Raw genomic sequence first — 17,424 nt, forward strand, 5'->3', positions numbered from 1 at the left:
CCTAGCAGCCGCACACCGCCGCCGTGCCGGCACGGGCGGCGGCGCCTTCGGTGGCGTATCCGTCCCGGATCCACCAGTCGAGCCCGCCGATCAATTCGCGCACCGCAAATCCCAACGTCAGCAGCTTCATCGCGGTCTTCGTCGAGGCATTGCACCCGATCCCGTCGCAGTAGCAGACATAGGTCAGCCCCGGATCGAGATGCTGGGTCGTATTGGTGCAGATGTCCTTGTGCCAGAGATTGATCGCCCCCGGCACATGTTCGTGCGCAAAGGCGGCCGGGGCGCGGCCATCCACCACGACGATCCTTCCCTGCCCTGCGTCAAGGGCCTGAAACAGGTCCGCGCTGTCCATCTCATAGGCCAGCTTTGCTTGGTAATATCGCAACTGATCGAACGTCATCGCCGTCGTTTCCCCAAGGTTCCGACGAAGCTTACCCCCCGGCCCCCATGCGTCAAGCATACACGCCTTCGCCACTTTGCGGCGCTGCGCCTTATATGTCATATTCATGACATTTGCGCTCGCTCAATCCGGCGCGTGCTGTTACCGCGAACATGACTGGGGGCCATTGCATGCTGCGACAGATCTGGACCGACTTCATCGCACCGATCCTGCGCCGCCCCTCGCGGTTTCAGGTGGCGGCCCTGTGCTGGCGCGAAGCGGAGACCGGGATCGAGGTGCTGCTCATCTCCTCGCGGGAAACGAAGCGCTGGATCCTGCCCAAGGGCTGGCCCAAGGCGGGCCGCGACAGCGCCGGCACCGCCCTCGAGGAAGCATGGGAAGAGGCGGGCATCGTCGAGATCGAGCCGCGCCCCGAGCGCATCGGCCAATACAGCTATCACAAGCGGCTGGAAGGTGGGGTGCCCGTGCATACGCTCGTGGATGTCTACGCCATCCACGTCTCGCAACTGGCGGATGCCTTCCCCGAGGCGGGACAACGCGAACGCGCGTGGTTCCCCCCCGAACAGGCCGCGACGCTGGTGCAGGAGCCGGACCTTGCCGCACTTCTGCGCACATGCCCGGGGCTGATCACCGCCCCCTCCTGACCAACCCTTTTCTGGACTGATACCATGACTGATCGAAACGACCCGCGGCTGCGCCATCAGCCCGAGCCGGGCTGGCAGGTTCTTGACCGCGACCTGAACCGCATCTCGCGGGTGGAATATGCGACGAGCTATGTCTCGCAGCCCTTGGTGGCGGTGGGCATGGCGATGGTGTTCGTGGCGCTGGCGGCGACATGGGCCGCGCTGGTGGCGGGCGGCGGGGCGGGCAGCCTGATCGTGGTCGTCGCCTCGGCCTTTGCGGCGTATCTGGCGCTGAACATCGGGGCGAACGATGTGGCCAACAATATGGGCCCGGCGGTGGGGGCGAACGCGCTGACCATGACCGGGGCGCTGGTCGTGGCCGCCATCTGCGAAACGGCGGGCGCGCTGATTGCGGGCGGCAATGTCGTCGGCACCATCGCGAGCGGCATCGTCGCCCCGTCGAATTTCGCCGACAGCGCGGTCTTCGTAATCGCGATGATGGCGGCGCTCCTGTCCTCGGCGCTGTGGCTGAACCTTGCGACATGGCTCGGCGCGCCGGTCTCCACCACCCATGCCATCGTGGGGGGCGTCGCGGGCGCGGGGATCGCGGCGGCGGGCTTCGGCGCGGTCGATTGGGGCGGGATGGGGCGCATCGCCCTCAGCTGGGTGATCTCTCCGGTGATGGGCGGGGCGCTGGCCGCCGGGGCGCTGTGGGTCGTGCACCGTCTGGTGATCGACCGCGACGACAAGATCGCCGCCGCCCGCACATGGGTGCCGATCCTGATCGCGGTGATGAGCTGGGCCTTCGGCACATACCTTGCGCTGAAGGGGTTGAAGCATCTCTTCACCATCTCCTTCGGGCAGGCGATGCTGCTGGGGGTGGCCTGCGCCATCCTGTCATGGGCCGCGTCCAAACCCTATATCCGCCGCCAATCCAAGGGGCTGGAGAACCGGAACAAGTCGCTGAAGGTGCTGTTCCAGTTGCCGCTCGTGCTGTCGGCGGGGCTGATGAGCTTTGCGCATGGCGCCAACGACGTGTCGAATGCGATCGGCCCGCTGGCGGCGATCGTGTCGATCACCTCGCATACGGATGGCAACGGCGCGGTGACGGTGCCGCTTTGGGTCATGGTGATCGGCGCGCTCGGCATCTCGCTCGGTCTGATGCTGTTCGGGCCGCGGCTGATCCGCATGGTCGGCGCGCAGATCACCAAGCTGAACGCGATGCGCGCCTATTGCGTGGCCCTGTCGGCCGCGACGACGGTGATCGCGGCCAGCGGCCTCGGCCTGCCCGTCAGTTCCACCCATATCGCGATCGGCGGCGTGTTCGGCGTCGGCTTCTTCCGCGAGGCGGTGGAGGCGCGGCGGATGCGCCAGATGGCCGATACGGTCGAATTGCCCAGCGTCGCCCCCGAGGAACGCCAGCGCCGCAAGCTGGTCCGCCGGTCGCATTTCATGACCATCATTGCCGCATGGATCGTGACCGTGCCCGCGACGGCCTTGGTGTCGGGCGCCGTGTTCCTCGTGCTGCGGCACCTGCAGGCGGGCTGATCTAGGGCGCGGCCCCCGCCCCGCGCAGCACCACGACGGCGTAGCGGCAGGGCCGCTCCGTCTCGTTGCGGAAGATGCAATCGCTCGGCGGGCCGAGGGCGAGGCAATCGCCCGCCGCCATCTCGTGCCGCACCTGCCCCTCGATGAAGACGAGCGCGCCGTCCAGCACCCAGACGAGGTGCTGCCCGTCCATATAGACGGCGGCGGGGAAATGCGCCTCCCGCCCCGGCGGAAACTCCACCGAGACCAGATCGAGGGGCGCGGCCGATTTCGGCGACACATGGCGGCGCGTGTAGCCGGTCAGCGGATCCTCCCAGACGGGCTGATCAGCGTGGCGCAGGATCTGCCCCTCCTGCATTTCGGCGCGGACCATCAGGGTGGACATGCTGATGTCGAAGGCCCCCGCCAGCCGTGCCAGCAGCGTCGCCGTCGGGCTGGCACCGCCGCGTTCCACCTTGTGGATCATGGCCCGCGACACGCCCGAACGTTCGGCAAGATCGGTCAGCGACCAGCCCCGCATTTCCCGTTCGATCCTTACCCGCGCGCCGAGGCGCTGATCCACGGTGTCGATCATGATCCACTCCTGCTGCCCGATGGGGCCGTTGACGCCGGACATATCTGCGTCATACAAGACGAAAAGTCTACTATAGTGGATAAGATCATGGCCGATACCCTGCGGATACGCGACGCCGAAGCCGATGACCTGCCGGTCATCCTGTCGATCTACAACGATGCCGTGCAGCATACGACCGCGATCTGGAACGAACGGCTGGTCGATCTGGCCGATCGCCGTGCGTGGTGGGAGGACAAGATCGCCAAAGGGCATCCCGTGCTCGTGGCCGAACGCGGCGGCGAGATTCTGGGCTATGCCACCTATGGGCAATGGCGCGTGATCGACGGCTTCCGCGCCACGATGGAACATTCGGTCTATGTCCGTGCGGACCGCCCCCGGTCGGGAACCGGCACCGCGCTGATGGGGGCCTTGATCGACACGGCCAAGGCGCGCGGCGTGCATGTCCTGATCGCCTGCATCGAGGCGGAGAATGCCGCCTCCATCGGCCTGCACGGCAAGCTCGGCTTTCGCACCGTCGGCACCTTCCGCGAGGCGGGGCGCAAGTTCGACCGCTGGCTCGATCTGACCTGCATGGAGCTGCCTTTGACCGGGGCTTGACCGGGCGCCTCCGTTCACTATGGTAGATATATATCCATCATAGTGAACAAGCCCGAGGATGCCATGCCCCGCCAGATCCGCCTCAACGCGTTCGACATGGCCTGCCCCGGCCATATCCAGCAGGGCCTGTGGACCCATCCGGACGATCAATCCACCCGGATGAACGACATCCGCTACTGGACCGAGCATGCCCAGCGCCTCGAACGGGGGCTGTTCGACGGCATCTTCTTTGCCGATATCCTCGGGGTCTATGACGTGTTCGGCGGCGGGCCGGGGGATGCGCTGCGCGGCGGGGTGCAGGTTCCGGCCAACGACCCCTCGCTCATCATTCCGGCGATGGCGGCCGTCACCCGGCATCTGGGCTTCGGGGTGACGTGCAACCTGACCTATGAGCAGCCCTTCCTGTTCGCGCGCCGGATGTCCACGCTCGATCATCTGACGGGCGGGCGGATCGGCTGGAACATCGTGACCGGCTATCTCGATAGTGCGGCGCGGGCCATGGGGATGAAGGGCCAGATCGCCCATGACGACCGCTATGACCTTGCCGACGAATACATGCAGCTCGTCTACAAGCTGTGGGAAGGGTCATGGGACGATGACGCGGTGGTCATGGACCGGGCGCGCGGGCTGTTCGCCGATCCCGCCAAGGTGCGCGCGATCCGCCATCACGGGCCGCAATATTCGGTGGAGGCGATGCATCTCTGCGCCCCCTCGCCGCAGCGCACGCCGGTTCTCTATCAGGCCGGATCGTCCGACCGGGGGCGCAGATTCGCGGCGGAACATGCCGAATGCATCTTCCTCAACGGTCAGAAGAAGGACGACGTGCGCGCGATCATCGCCGACATCCGCGCCCGCGCCGCCGCGAACGGGCGCAGCGCCGAGAGCGTGCAGCCCTTCCTCGGCGCGACGCTGGTGATCGGCCGGACCGAGGCCGAGGCCCAAGAGAAATTCGCCGAGTACCGCCGTTATGTCAGTTCGGACGGGGCGCTGGTGCATGCGGCGGCATCGCTCGGCATCGATCTGGCGCGCTTCGACCTGGACGAGCCGATCGAGACCGGCCGGGGCGAGGCCATCCAATCCAACATCGACATCGTGGCCAAGGCCGCCGGCCCGCGTTGGACCCGCCGCAAGCTTTTGGAGCAGATGGTGCTGGGCAGCCGTCAGGCCCCCTGGGTCGGATCGGCCGAACGGATCGCCGACACCCTGATCGGCTGGAGCGAGGAGACCGGCGTTGCCGGCTTCAACCTGTCGCGCACCGTCAGCCCCGCCGGGATCGAGGATGTGATCGACCTGCTGATCCCCGTCCTTCAGGAAAAGGGCGCCTACAAGACCTCCTATGCCGAAGGGACCTACCGCGAGAAGCTGTTCGGCCATGCCCGCCTTCCGGCCGAGCATCCGGCGGCGCGGCATCGCGGCACCGCTTGACGGGCGATCCCCATAGGGGGCTGGTATGGACCGGCCGCAGGGGCCATACCGGCCCCCGGCAGCGAAGGGACACGGACGCGATGACCATACCGGATTTTCAGGGCAAGCGCGGCGCGCTGGTGCTTCTGCTCATCGCGCAGGTGCTGGCGATGAGCGTCTGGTTCTCCTCGGCGGCGGCGATCGCCGACATCAAGCGCCACTATACCTTCGGCGTGGGCGGCGAGGCGCTGCTGACGAGCGCGGTGCAGATCGGATTCGTACTGGGAACGATCCTGTCGGCGCTCCTGGCGCTGGCCGACCGGTTCGATCCGCGGCGGCTCTTCGCGCTGTCGGCCGGGGTCGCGGCGGCCGCGACGGCGGCGCTGACGGTGATGGACCCGGTCGGCCCCGCCGTCATCGCGCTGCGCATCCTGACCGGGGTCTGCATGGCGGGCGTTTATCCCGTGGGCATGCGGCTGGCCGCCACATGGGCGCGGGGGGATGTCGGCCTGCTGATCGGGCTTCTGGTCGGGGCGCTGACCCTCGGATCGGCAAGCCCGCATCTCTTGGCGGCCTTCGGCGGGCTTGGCTGGCGGTCGATCTATGCGGCAGCGACCATCGCTGCGATCTGCGCGGCGGTGCTGATCGGCTTCGTGCGGATCGGGCCGAACATGAAGCGCGCGACCCGGATCGACCTTGGCCGCCTGTCCGAAAGCTGGCGGCGCCCGGCGGTGCGGAAGGTCAATCTCGGCTATCTCGGCCATATGTGGGAGCTGTATGCCATGTGGACATGGCTGGGGCTGTTCCTGAACCAGTCCTTCACCGCCCGCGGGATGGAGGGGGCGACCGTCAAAGCCGCCGCCCTGACCTTCGCCACCGTGGCGGCGGGCGCGGTGGGATCGTGGCTGGGCGGGGCGCTGGCGGATCGCCATGGGCGCAGCACGGTCACGCTGGGGGCGATGGCGATCAGCGGCACCTGCGCGGCGCTGGCGGGCTGGCTGTTCTTGGCGCCACTGCCGCTTCTGATGGCGGTGATGATCGTCTGGGGCATCACGGTGATCGCGGATTCGGCGCAATTCTCTGCCTCGGTGACGGAACTGGCCGAACCTGAATCGATCGGCACCCTGCTGACGGTACAGACCTGCGCCGGTTTCCTTCTGACATTGGCCAGCATTCAGGCGGTGCCCTTGGTGCAGGCCCATCTGGGCTGGACCGGGGCCTTCAGCATGCTGGCGATCGGGCCGTTCCTCGGCTGCATCGCCATCTGGCGTCTGCGCCGCGACCCGGAGGCCGGCCGCCTTGCGGGCGGCCGGGCCTGATCACGGAAGATCCGCGCGCAGCCATTTGAACAGCGAGATGACCGACATCGCAAGGATCGGCACCAAGGGCACGGCCACCACCACCGAGGCCGATTGCAGCGCCGACAGCGTGTCCTTCCCGCCGACATAGAGCAGCGAGAGCGCGACCGCCGCCAGCACCAGCGCCCAGACGCAGCGGTGCCAGCGGGCCGGTTCGTGGCGCATTCCGTCATCCTCGCTCGCCACGGCGGCAAGGGTATAGGCGGAGCTGTCCATCGTCGTGGCCCCGAAGATGAAGGCCAGCACCACGAAGGCCAGCACCAAGAGCCCGCCCACGGGCAGGATCCGGTCGCCCAATGCCCGGACGACGGCGATGATCGCCTCGGGGGCGCGGCCGTCGGCGATCATCGCCGACACATCCAGCGTCCCGTCCATCTGGAAGAACATCGCGCTGTTCCCAAGCACGATGAAGAACAGCCAGCACCCGATGGAGCCGGCCACCAGCTCGGCGAGGATCAGTTGCTTGAACGTCCGCCCGCGCGAGATGCGGGCCGCGAACAGGCCCATGAAGGGCGCATAGGCGATCCACCACGCCCAGTAGAACATCGTCCACCCTTCCGAGAAGGTGCCCGCCGCATCGACATAGCTGTCGCCCGCAGCAGTGGCGGCGATGACATTGCCGGCCTTCACCACAGGATCAGTGTTGAAGCTCATGGTGAAGAAATGCTCGAACATCATCCCGAGGGAGTTGGTGAACATGTCCATCTGGAACATCTTCGGCCCGAACAGGAACGCGCAGGACAAAAGCCCCGCCACCAGCCAGACGTTGATATCCGACAACAGGCGGATGCCCCGGTTCAGCCCGGTATAGACCGACACGCCGAACAGGACGCCCCAGATGCAGATCACCGCGGCATCCAGCGCAAAGCTGCGCGCGATCCCCAGAAGATCGGCGATCCCCGCCGAGAGCATGGGCGTGCCGAGGCCGATCGTCGTGCTGATCCCGCCGATGAGGCCGAACATGAACAGCACGTCGATGACCTTGCCCAGCGGACCATCCACCGCCCGCCCGATCACCCCCGAGCAAGAGGCCGAAAGCCGCGTGCTCGGCTGCGCGCGGTTCCACAGCGCATATCCCAGCGGCAGCGCGGGTAGGCAGTAGATCGCCCAAGCCGCAACGCCCCAGTGAAAGAGCCCATACGCCCCGGCCCATTCGAGGGCGGTCTGGCTGCGCGGCTCGGCGCCGAAGGGGGGGCCGGCATAGTAATAGGCCCATTCGATCGTGCCCCAATACATCACGCTCGAGCCGATACCGGCGCAGAACAGCATTCCGATCCAGCTGAGGGTCGAAAACTCCGGCCGCGCCGCAGGCCCGCCGAAGCGCACCTGCCCGTACCGACCGAAGGCGAGATAGAGCAGGATGGCGATCGCGCAGATCGCCGACCACAGGAACATCCAGCCGATGGTCTTGGTGATCCATGACAGGGCGACGCCCAGCACGGCCTTTCCTTCCGCAGGCCACAGGACCAGCGGCGTTGCGAACATCAGGATGGCGATGAACGCCATTCCGAAGATGACCTTGTCCACTCTCGGATCAGGAGCGTTCGCTCTGTCCATGTCGTGTACTCCCATGTTGGTTCTTATCTTGTGATGGGTGCCGATGGCACACGACGTTGGCGTGCCATGTCTGCGAGGGACGGCCCCGAGGGCCGCCCCTGCCGGCCGCGCCGGGCATCAGCCCTGCGCGTTCGAGAAGCGGTAGATGATGTTGTCGAAGCTGCTTTCGGCGAAACCATAGGCAAAGCGCAGCCCGTCCGGCCCCGCCAGCACGGCATGTTCGGCATTGCCCGGCACATAGAGGGCAACCCCTTCGGCGATGGGATGCAGCACGCCGTCGATCGTGACGGTGCCCGCGCCGCTCAGCCCGAAATAGAACTCGGCGGCGTCGTGGCGGTGGGGGGGCAGCGTACCCTCCGGGCCGTATTCCGCGATGCCGAGCACGAATTCCGGCGTCTCCCGGTCCGCGCGCCCCATCAGGGTGCGCCATGTGACGGTGCCGAAAGCGGGATCTTCGCCGCCCTCCAGCTCCACATCCTCGGCCCGGACGGAAAAGGCGGTCCGCGGCGCGGGGGGGACGGGGAGGAATCCCATGCCGTCCAAAACAATGTCAGTCTGGGCCAATTCTGACGTAACAATAGGCTGCATTCGCGTTGCCTTTCCCTGTTCTCTATGCCACAGGGATTTTCCTATTGCTGGCCCCGAGATCCGACAATCTTCATAAACCGTTCGCGATTATGCGCAGGGGTTATGATGATCTCCTCAGGGCTTCCCTTCTCCGGATTGACGGCCTTTCGCGCGGCGGCGTTCCACAGAACGCTCGTCAAGGCGGGGGCATCGCTGAACGTGTCGCAGCCCGCGATCAGCCGTAGGCTGAAGGAGCTGGAGCAGTATCTGGGCTGCCAGCTCTTCGACCGTTCCACCAAGCCGATCTCGCTCACCCCCGATGGGCGCGAGCTGCTAGAGGCGCTGGAGCGGGGCTTCGGCGCGATCGAGAGCACGTTGGAGCGGGTGCGCTTTCGCACCAACGCCCCGACCATCACCGTCACCGGGCCGACGGGCTTTCTGAACTACTGGTTCATGCACCGGCTCGATTCCTTTCACGAGGCGTTTCCGCGCATCAACGTGAAGATGATCGACAGCAACGCCAACGACACGGCCAAGCCCGGCGATATCGACATCCGCTTTCTCGACCCGCTGGCCGCGCGCGAACAGGGCGAAGGCGGGGTGCCGGTATTCGACGAATCCGTCTTTGCCGCGGCAAGCCCGCTCTATCTGGAACGCACGGGGGTCAGCACGCTGAACGTCGATGCGGCCGATCATGTGTTCCTATCGGTCGATGCCGGGGACCGCTGGTACAGTTGGCACACCTTCTTCGGGCAGATGGGGGCCAAGGCCTATGCCCCGGCCCGCCAGTTCGAGTTCAATTCCTACTCGCTTCTGGTGAATGCCATGCTGGCCGGGCATGGGATCGGCCTTGCATGGGATGGGCTGCTGGATTCCTATTTCCAAAGCGGCGCGCTGGTCCGGCTCAGCGATACGCAGGTGTCCACCCGGCGCGGCTATTACCTCTTCTTGCGCGAAGACGCGGACCCCGAAGCTGCCGAGGTGGCGGACTGGATCCTTGCCGCATCCGAGGCGCAGCGCCGTCCCCGGACGCTGGCCCCGGCGGGCGGGGCCCAGCTTGCGCCCGCCGGCCCCGTCTGAGGGGTCAGTCCTCGATCCGCAGGCCGATCTTGCCGATATGGCCCTTTTGCAGAAACGCCTCCTGCGCCGCGCGCAGATCGCGCAGGGAAAAGACATCCGCCACGACGGGCCGGATCTCCCCCCGCTCGATATAGCCGACGAGATCGGCGAACATCTCCGGCGTCTGGCGGGTGCTGCCGATCAGCGTCAGATCCTTCAGATAGAGCGTGCGCAGATCCAGCTCCACGATCGGGCCCGCGATCGCGCCCGAGGTGACATAGCGCCCATGCGGAACCAGCGCATCCAGAAGCGCCGGCCAGCGCGGCCCGCCCACGAGATCCAGCACCACATCGAACGCATCCTGCGGCAGCGCATCCTCGCGCGTTAGGATCGCATCGGCCCCGAGCGCCGTGACATCGTCGGCCTTCGCCGCGCTCGTCTGCGCCGTCACATGCGCGCCCCGCCGCTTGGCCAGCTGGATCACGGCCGATCCGACCCCGCCCGACGCGCCGGTGATCAGCACCCGTTCGGCACCGATGCCCGCGCGCTGGATCATCCCCTCGGCGGTGGAGAAGGAGCAAGGGAAGGTCGCAAGCTCCACATCCGACAGGGGGCAGTCGATGCGGAACGCGTTTTCGGCCCCGATGGTGGCGTATTCGGCGAACGCGCCGTCCCGTTCGGCCCCGAAAGTGTGAAGCGCATCGGGCGCGCCGCCCGCGGGGCGGTACATCGGGCGCAGCAACACCCGTTCGCCGATGCGGGCGGGATCGACGCCCGTACCGGTCGCAACGATCCGCCCGCAGCCATCGGCGCCTTGAATCCGCGGGAAGGACATCGCCCCCGACCAGCCGCCATCGGCATCCGACGTGCCGCCATAGCCGTCCGCCGCCGCAGCGGCCGTATCGCCGCGCACCGCCTTCGAATACCAGCCGGTGCGGGTGTTCACATCGGTGTTGTTGACCGCAGCCCCGCCGATGCGGACCAGCACCTCCCCCTTGGCCGGGGATGGCACTGCTACATCCTCGCGCCAGACGAGCCGGTCGAACCCGCCATGCCCGGTTAGGACCATCGCCTTCATGCGTTTCGGAAGCGTCATGCCGCTGTCTCCATCCATGTAGAACATTCACTCTACTTGCGAAGGTAGAGCGATCGGTCTACATAATCAACCATGACCGACATGATGACCAAAATCGCCGCCGGGCTGGAACGGGCCTTCGCCGCGAATGGCTTTGCCGAGCCGAGCGTCGATACCCTGCGCGATGCGGCGGGGGTCAGTCTGCGCACGCTCTATCGCTATTTCCCCTCGCGGGCGGATATGGTCCTTGCGGCGCTGGAGCATCGGCACCGGCGCTACCTTGCCTTCGTCTTCGACGATCTGCCGGATGGCCGGGACGCGGCCCGCGATGCGCTGTTCACCCGTGTCGGCGACTGGATGGAGGGGGAGGCCTCCCATGGATGTCTGTTCCACGGCGCCGTGGCCGCCGATCCCGGCAGCGCGGCGCTGCGCGATCTGCTGTCGCGCCACAAGGACGAGGTCGCCGCCCGCGCCGCCGCCGCGACCGGCCTTGCGGGGCGGGAGGTGGAGCTGCTGCTGCTGCTGGAGGGGCTGACCCAGACATGGACATTGCATGAGCGCGGGGCCGTCATCGCCGCGCAGCATCTTGGCCGGTTGCTGGCGCAAGGATCCCCCCAAGTCACCGAGGTTTGATGCCCCGGCGGCCTGACCGGGTGTAGCAAGGGTTGGTATGGCTCGGGCCTTCGCGGCGCGATGATATGCGCCGCAGGAAACCCATGAAGAAGACGGTCATGATCAAGACACACGCCCTACGCCCCCTGCTGTCCGTCTGGGTCGCGATGATGCTATGGTTCGTCGGGGCCGAGCTGGCGGTCAGCCACCCGCTGCAACCAGCCGTCGTCACCGTGACCGTCGGCACCGATCGGGTCGACGTGACCGTGCATGACACGCTGGAGCCGATGATTGCCATCGGCCGTATCGATCCCAAGTCGCAGCGGGACGCTCAGAAGGTCAACGACCTCTATGCCGACCTGCGCGCGAGCGCCCCCGATATCGTCGAGGCGGCCTTTCGCGAGCAATGGCCCGACGTGGCCCGCCGCATCGGCGTCTATGCGGGCACGACCCGGCTGGATCTGACGCTCGGCAGCGTGACCGAGGTGGAGATCGGCGATATGAGCCAGCTGCGTTTCGGCACCTTCACCTTCAGTGCGCCGCTGCCCGATGACGGCAGCCCGGTGACGATGGGCTGGACCGACGATTTCGGAGAGCTTGCCATCCATCAGGCGGGCGCTGCGGATGACGAAGGCTACACCCAGATCCTTCCGGGCGGGCAGATGAGCCAGCCGATGCCCCGCGCGGCCCCGGTGAAGGAAGGGGTCGTCCCGGTCTTGGCGCGGTTCATCGTTGCGGGCTTTGAGCATATCGTTCCCAAGGGCACGGACCATATCCTGTTCGTGCTGGGGCTGTTCTTTTTCTCGCTGCGCGTCCGGGCGCTGCTGGCGCAGGTCACGGCCTTCACGCTTGCGCATAGCGTGACGCTGGCGCTGGCGAGCCTTGGGATCGTGACGCTCCCCGCCTCCGTGGTGGAGCCGCTGATCGCCGTGTCGATCGTCTATGTCGCGGTGGAAAATGTCATCTTCGCCAAGCGCAGGACGGTCACCTATGCGCGCGTGGGCGTCGTCTTCGGTTTCGGGCTGTTGCACGGGCTGGGCTTCGCCTCGGTCCTCAGCGATGTGGGGCTGCATGCGGGTCAGTTCGTCACGGGGCTGATCGGCTTCAACCTCGGCGTGGAGCTAGGACAGCTTTGCGTGATCGCTCTGGCGTTTCTGGTACTAGGCCTGCCCTTCGGACGCAAACCTTGGTACCGCGCGCGCATTGCCGTCCCCGCGTCCTGCGCGATCGCGGCCATGGGGCTGTACTGGACGATCGAGCGGGTGATTTGAGGACGAGCCCGCAGTGCTATCAATGTAACCGCTTTTATAACCGCTTTGCGGCCTCTGTTTAGTCTTCCACTGCGCAGCTTTATCCGAGTTTAGCCGACACCTATGGCGATGGAATCTACGAACTGATGGCCCCATGCGCGAGAGCAAGGGGCGCGGGGCAATCCATTTCAGTTGTAATGCCCGGAATGCAAAAAACCTCCCGGTGGGGAGGTTTAGGATTATTTGTTTGCGGGAGCATGCAGCCGCCGTAACCTACCCCAGCTTACAGCGATGGTTTGAAGCACTACGTGGCCAGTGCCGGGTTGAATTGGATGTCAGCCTCAGGGAATGCATCTTTCAGCCGGTTCATCGCGTGCAACCATGCATCACCACCCCACTGACTCGAGAACGCGTAGGTGCGTTCCCCAAAATGCACCAGTTCACCCTCATCACAAAAATAGCGTTTTGGGTCGAACGTCTTCCCTTCTTCCAAACGCGCCTGCCGCGCCAATTCATAAAACCCCTCGCCATCCACACTCCCTTCAACCGAGATCAGGGCACGCGAGACACGCGCACTACATTGAGCAGCAATTGTCTCGGGATTGATCCCCCGCGCTACGAGCGCCCGGAAGACCTGATAGATGACGTGACGCTTCCGTAAGCCTGTGAAGGTAGCAGTGCCAACCGACAGATCGTAGCTCGTCCAGTCGCGCGTATCGGTGCGGGCCTCGCGCTCCTTGCGCTTCTTTTCCGCGACACGGACCTGATACTCTGCCACCTCGGGCAAGGGGATGATCTGCTGCACATCGACAAGGACCCTTCCGCCAAGATCGTAGGGCTGAAGACGCACGCAACGAATATCGATGCCGCGGTCGATAAGCCACAAGACCGACGTCGTCACTTCACGGTTGAACTCGGCCGAGGCCAAGACGATCCTGACGTCCTGGCCGAACGCATCCTCGTCAGGCTCCTCCCACCCGAGGAATTCGAGCATGCCGGTCCGGCCATCGACGTCCAGCTGCCCGATCTGTTCGAGATAGGTTTCATAGACACCCACCGCCTGATCAAAGGTCATCGTCGAGATCATGGCAGCATATCGGATTGCCTGAAGCTCGATATGGCCACCATCCTCGGTGCGCTTCAGTTCGATGACGACCAGCTTGGCATCCTTGTCGATGCCCAGAAGATCGATCCTCCGACGGGAGTCGTCCCAGTGCCCGAACTCCTCGGCAATAACCAAAGTGTCGACCGCGATCACCCCGATATTAGCGCGAAGAAGCCGCTGGAGATCGCGCCGTTCCTGCATCTGCGCGTTGCTGAAGGTCGTGCGGTCAAGGCGACGGATTTCGTCGCTCGCGAATTCATAAACAGGCATCAGGCCACCGCGCTTGCTGAACTGTTCGACCGCCTTACAATCGTGATGATTTCTTTCACCTGCGCCTCCTTGAAGATACCGGCGATGCCCATGTCATCCAGATCGATGAATGGGCTTTCATAAAATCGCTCGGGATCGACGATGCCGGATTCGCTCAGGCTGTCGATGATCAGGTTCAGGAACTCGGTCTGGTCCGCATTCGGCGAATGGGTCGCGGTGAATTCGCTGAACATTTCCTTGGCTGCGGCGCGATCCAGACCGGTCATCGCCCGCAGGAAGACACCCAAACCATCGGCACCAACGGCCTCGGACAGTGCGGCGGGGTCGACGCCTTCAGACAGGAACATCCGCTCCAACTCGGTCAGATCCTGCGCGGTCAGCTGTTGCCCCCGGCGCAGTTTCAAAAGGGCGATGTTGTCCTTGTGGCGCTCTACGAAGCTGCGCACCTTCATGCGGAACTGCGCCTTGTCCACCCCTGCCCCGACCTGCGGCAAGGACACGGCTTCGCCCGTGCCGATCTCATCTTCGAAATCGGTGATGACCAACTTGCGGGTCTTCGGCTCAATCAGTTCCACCAGTAGACGCAGCTTCCGGCGCATTTCCTCCAGCAGATCAACAGTTATGTCGGTCCAGAACTCGTCAGTCTGGATATCCAAGATCAGCGAAAGCTGCTTGGCGACGAGCGGGATGTTCGCCAGCGCCTCTAGCGAGGATGCGAGATCACGGATACGGGTTTGGGCACGAGCGAACGCCGCCTCCCCTCGCAGCAAGGCCAACTGCGAGCCCAGAACCAAAAGGTCGAACTGCTTGGCCGGCAGGTTGTCGTCCCTGAATGCGGTGGGCAGACCCGCCACATGCGCGGACAGTGCTTCCTGCGCTGTTGCATCGAGGTTGTCCCACGCCGCTCGAGTCTGGAACGCCTCCACATCGCGCCGATGCGGGCGAACGATGAAGTTGTCGACGTTCATTCCGGCAACTTCCTGATGCAGTCGATCGCGGAGACCAAGGTCGCCCTCGTGCTTGGCAGCTTCCAACGCCGTAATTAGGTCCAGCCGCACCCGGAACAGACGTTCGCCGATGGGGGCTGTGCCTCCGGGTTCGACCCGGTCAGGGTTCTCGCCGAAGAATTCGAGGTTCTGGCAGTAGTCGAAGATCAGGAACTCGTGCTTGTCCTCGCTCGGCCCGAACAGGTTGCGCCGGAGCCGCGTTCCGCGTCCGACCATCTGCCAGAACTTCGTGCGCGACCGGACGATCTTGAAGAACACAAGGTTCACCACGTCCGGCACATCGATGCCGGTGTCCAGCATGTCGACCGAGACGGCGATATGCGGGCCCTTCTCCGGCTCCGAAAAATCGTCGATCAGGCTTTGAGCATAGCTTACGCTGTAGTCGATCAGGGACGCGAAACTGCCCTTCAGGTGGGGATAGTTGATGTCGAACCGCTCCACGATGAAGCGGGCATGGGCGCTGTTCTTGGCGAAGATGATCGTCTTGCCCAAGCGATCACCGCCAGCAACCTTGATGCCGTTGGTCATCAGATGTTTCAGCACCTTGTCGACGGTATCGATATTGAACAGCCACTTGTTCAGATCGTTGGCATCGACATGATCGGGGGGATCGCCCTCATCCGACCATTCCAGTGCATCCCAGGCGTCCTTCTCCTCATCGGACAGCCGGTCGTAGGTGATGCCCTCGCGCTGGAATTTCAGCGGGACCGAGATCCCCTTGGGCGGCACAAGATAACCGTCGTCGACCGCATCCTCCAGATCGTAGGAGTCGGTCGGCACGCCGCGTTCAAGCTGGAACAGCGAATAGGTGTCGCGATCGATCTCGTCACGGGGCGTTGCGGTCAACCCAACCAGTAGTCCATCGAAATACTCGAAGATCGCGCGATATTTGCGATAAACAGAGCGGTGGGCCTCATCAATGACGATCAGATCGAAGTGACCGGGGCCGAAGCGCTTCTCTCCCCCCTTCATCTCGTCGATCAGGCCCATCATCGTTGGATAGGTGGACAGGCAGACCCGCGCCGTCGTGTGGTTGTTTTGGGTCGGATCGTGGCTCTGCAGCAGGTTCGCGCTTGGCGCCGAGGGAAGATGCGCCTTGAACGCCCCATGCGCCTGCTTCACCAGCGCCACACGGTCGGCCAGAAACAGAACCCGCTTCACCCAGTTCGCCCGCAACAACTGGTCGATCAGCGCGATCACCGTCCGCGTTTTGCCCGACCCTGTTGCCATGACCAGCAGAGCGTGACGCTGCTTGCTTTCGAACGCATCCCCCACGCGGCGGATCGCCCGGTGCTGGTAGAAGCGTTCGACGATGCTCTCATCAACCTCGACCGTGTCCAGCACCTTCCGCGTGCTGCGCCGTTGGTGCAGCAGCACCAGCTCGTCCTTCTTCAGGAAGCCCGCGATCCCACGCGGCGGATACATCGCGTCATCCCAGATCCAATGCTCGTAGCCATTGGAACAGAAGATGACCGGCCGCCGCCCGAACATCGTCTCCAGACAATCGGCATAAAGCTTCGCCTGCTGCTGTCCGGCCAACGCGTTAGTCTTCGTCCGCTTCGCCTCAACCAGCGCCAGCGGCTTGCCGTCATCGCCCCAGAGCACATAGTCGATAAAGCCCTCGCCCGCCGCGTTCGGCATGCCCGTTACGCGAAACTCGCGGTCGCGCGGCTGATCCAGCGGCCAACCCGCCTCCGTCAGCAGCAGGTCGATGAAGGCGTCACGAGTCGCGGCCTCGTCGTAATCATGCGTATCGGCCTGCGCTTGGTTCGCGGCCTTCACAGCGGCGATCTCTGCGCGCAGGGCGGCGATCTCGGCCTCCAACTTGGCACGCCCTGCCTCCGAGGCCAGCTGTGCTTCCTCTGCCTCCTTTTGCGCCTTTAGCGCGGCGGACTGCTTGTCGGCCAAGGCCTTGATCTGCGATACGGTGCTGGCGGTGATCGTCAGCGTCGTCTCCAGCTTCGCCACGTCGAACGACGGCGCGGGATCGGGCTTGCCTTTCTTCGCATAGGTCCGCGCAAACCAATAGCAGATGTGAAACAGCTCGCTCACCACCACCTTGGCGTCCGACGCCGAAGGGGCCTTTGCATCATGCGCCGCCTGATTGCCGCGGTCCTTGATGATCTTTGCCTTCGCGACGATGGCCGGTCCCGTCAGCGCGGCAAGCGAGGGTTCATGCACCAGCGCCGCCAGCGTGTCCTGATAGGGCGACTTCAGCGCCTTGTCGCTGCGGAACATCCACAGCAGCGCGATCTCCAGCGTCAGGCGGGCGTGGAAGCATGCGTTGCGGGGGTCGGACAGCGCGGCGAGTTCCGCCTTCTTTGCCGGATCGAACAGCGCAGGAAATTCATCGGCGAGGAAGGCGAATTGCGACATGGCACCAGCAACTTAAAGACGTGCCTACGCTAGCCGCCGCGC

Annotated in this window: 15 protein-coding genes; 8 read left to right on the forward strand and 7 right to left on the reverse strand. The window is 64.9% G+C overall.

The features are described from left to right. Position 1: 1 nt before the first annotated feature. Positions 2 to 400, reverse strand: a complete 399-nt coding sequence (locus GR316_RS08820; RefSeq protein ID WP_211783574.1) for a rhodanese-like domain-containing protein — start codon at positions 398 to 400, stop codon at positions 2 to 4. Between the two features lie 170 nt (positions 401 to 570). Between GR316_RS08820 and GR316_RS08825 the strand changes: the two genes are divergently transcribed. Beyond that, complete coding sequence (locus GR316_RS08825) at positions 571 to 1,044, forward strand: NUDIX hydrolase (protein WP_211783575.1); 474 nt, start codon at positions 571 to 573, stop codon at positions 1,042 to 1,044. 24 nt (positions 1,045 to 1,068) lie between these two features. After that, on the forward strand, positions 1,069 to 2,571 hold the full coding sequence (locus GR316_RS08830) for an inorganic phosphate transporter (RefSeq protein WP_211783576.1): 1,503 nt from the start codon (positions 1,069 to 1,071) through the stop codon (positions 2,569 to 2,571). Between the two features lies 1 nt (position 2,572). Here GR316_RS08830 and GR316_RS08835 read toward each other — a convergent pair whose 3' ends face one another. Then, on the reverse strand, positions 2,573 to 3,145 hold the full coding sequence (locus GR316_RS08835; protein ID WP_211783577.1) for a helix-turn-helix domain-containing protein: 573 nt from the start codon (positions 3,143 to 3,145) through the stop codon (positions 2,573 to 2,575). Between the two features lie 87 nt (positions 3,146 to 3,232). Between GR316_RS08835 and GR316_RS08840 the strand changes: the two genes are divergently transcribed. The 3 genes from GR316_RS08840 to GR316_RS08850 all read left to right on the forward strand — a co-directional run bounded on the left by GR316_RS08840 (position 3,233) and on the right by GR316_RS08850 (position 6,465). Further along, entirely contained in the window at positions 3,233 to 3,742 is a 510-nt protein-coding gene (locus tag GR316_RS08840) for a GNAT family N-acetyltransferase (protein ID WP_211783578.1), read from the forward strand. A gap of 63 nt (positions 3,743 to 3,805) precedes the next feature. Then, the gene (locus GR316_RS08845; protein WP_211783579.1) at positions 3,806 to 5,167 is read left to right on the forward strand and encodes an LLM class flavin-dependent oxidoreductase; all 1,362 of its coding nucleotides are present in this window, start codon (positions 3,806 to 3,808) and stop codon (positions 5,165 to 5,167) included. An 80-nt stretch (positions 5,168 to 5,247) separates the two neighbouring features. Beyond that, positions 5,248 to 6,465 carry an MFS transporter gene (locus GR316_RS08850; protein ID WP_211783580.1) on the forward strand — a complete coding sequence of 406 codons (1,218 nt, stop codon included), beginning with the start codon at positions 5,248 to 5,250 and terminating at the stop codon, positions 6,463 to 6,465. On the opposite strand, the gene GR316_RS08855 is transcribed toward GR316_RS08850, so the two are convergent. Further along, positions 6,466 to 8,031 carry a BCCT family transporter gene (locus GR316_RS08855; RefSeq protein WP_211783581.1) on the reverse strand — a complete coding sequence of 522 codons (1,566 nt, stop codon included), beginning with the start codon at positions 8,029 to 8,031 and terminating at the stop codon, positions 6,466 to 6,468. Positions 8,032 to 8,178: 147 nt separating this feature from the next. Next, on the reverse strand, positions 8,179 to 8,595 hold the full coding sequence (locus GR316_RS08860) for a cupin domain-containing protein (RefSeq protein WP_211783582.1): 417 nt from the start codon (positions 8,593 to 8,595) through the stop codon (positions 8,179 to 8,181). Between the two features lie 189 nt (positions 8,596 to 8,784). On the opposite strand from GR316_RS08860, the gene GR316_RS08865 reads away from it, so the two are divergent. After that, on the forward strand, positions 8,785 to 9,708 hold the full coding sequence (locus tag GR316_RS08865) for a LysR family transcriptional regulator (protein ID WP_211783583.1): 924 nt from the start codon (positions 8,785 to 8,787) through the stop codon (positions 9,706 to 9,708). Between the two features lie 4 nt (positions 9,709 to 9,712). Here the strand turns inward: GR316_RS08865 and GR316_RS08870 are convergent, their stop codons facing one another. Continuing rightward, positions 9,713 to 10,783 (reverse strand): alcohol dehydrogenase family protein, encoded by a 1,071-nt coding sequence (locus GR316_RS08870; protein ID WP_211783584.1) that lies wholly within the window; start codon positions 10,781 to 10,783, stop codon positions 9,713 to 9,715. A gap of 81 nt (positions 10,784 to 10,864) precedes the next feature. Here GR316_RS08870 and GR316_RS08875 point away from each other — a divergent pair, with 81 nt between their 5' ends. Together GR316_RS08875 and GR316_RS08880 are read left to right on the forward strand one after the other, a co-directional pair. Then, positions 10,865 to 11,395, forward strand: a complete 531-nt coding sequence (locus tag GR316_RS08875; protein ID WP_249218750.1) for a TetR/AcrR family transcriptional regulator — start codon at positions 10,865 to 10,867, stop codon at positions 11,393 to 11,395. An 83-nt stretch (positions 11,396 to 11,478) separates the two neighbouring features. After that, positions 11,479 to 12,645 carry a HupE/UreJ family protein gene (locus GR316_RS08880; RefSeq protein ID WP_211783586.1) on the forward strand — a complete coding sequence of 389 codons (1,167 nt, stop codon included), beginning with the start codon at positions 11,479 to 11,481 and terminating at the stop codon, positions 12,643 to 12,645. A 283-nt stretch (positions 12,646 to 12,928) separates the two neighbouring features. Here the strand turns inward: GR316_RS08880 and GR316_RS08885 are convergent, their stop codons facing one another. Further along, on the reverse strand, positions 12,929 to 13,999 hold the full coding sequence (locus GR316_RS08885) for a PDDEXK family nuclease (RefSeq protein WP_211783587.1): 1,071 nt from the start codon (positions 13,997 to 13,999) through the stop codon (positions 12,929 to 12,931). Continuing rightward, a complete protein-coding gene (locus tag GR316_RS08890; protein ID WP_211783588.1) occupies positions 13,999 to 17,382 on the reverse strand; it encodes a DEAD/DEAH box helicase family protein in 3,384 nt (1,127 codons plus the stop codon). Before GR316_RS08890 ends, GR316_RS08885 begins: the two co-directional genes overlap by 1 nt. Positions 17,383 to 17,424 lie beyond the last annotated feature (42 nt).

Origin of the sequence: Falsirhodobacter algicola, from assembly GCF_018279165.1 — a bacterium.
Taxonomy (GTDB): Bacteria; Pseudomonadota; Alphaproteobacteria; order Rhodobacterales; family Rhodobacteraceae; genus Falsirhodobacter; species Falsirhodobacter algicola.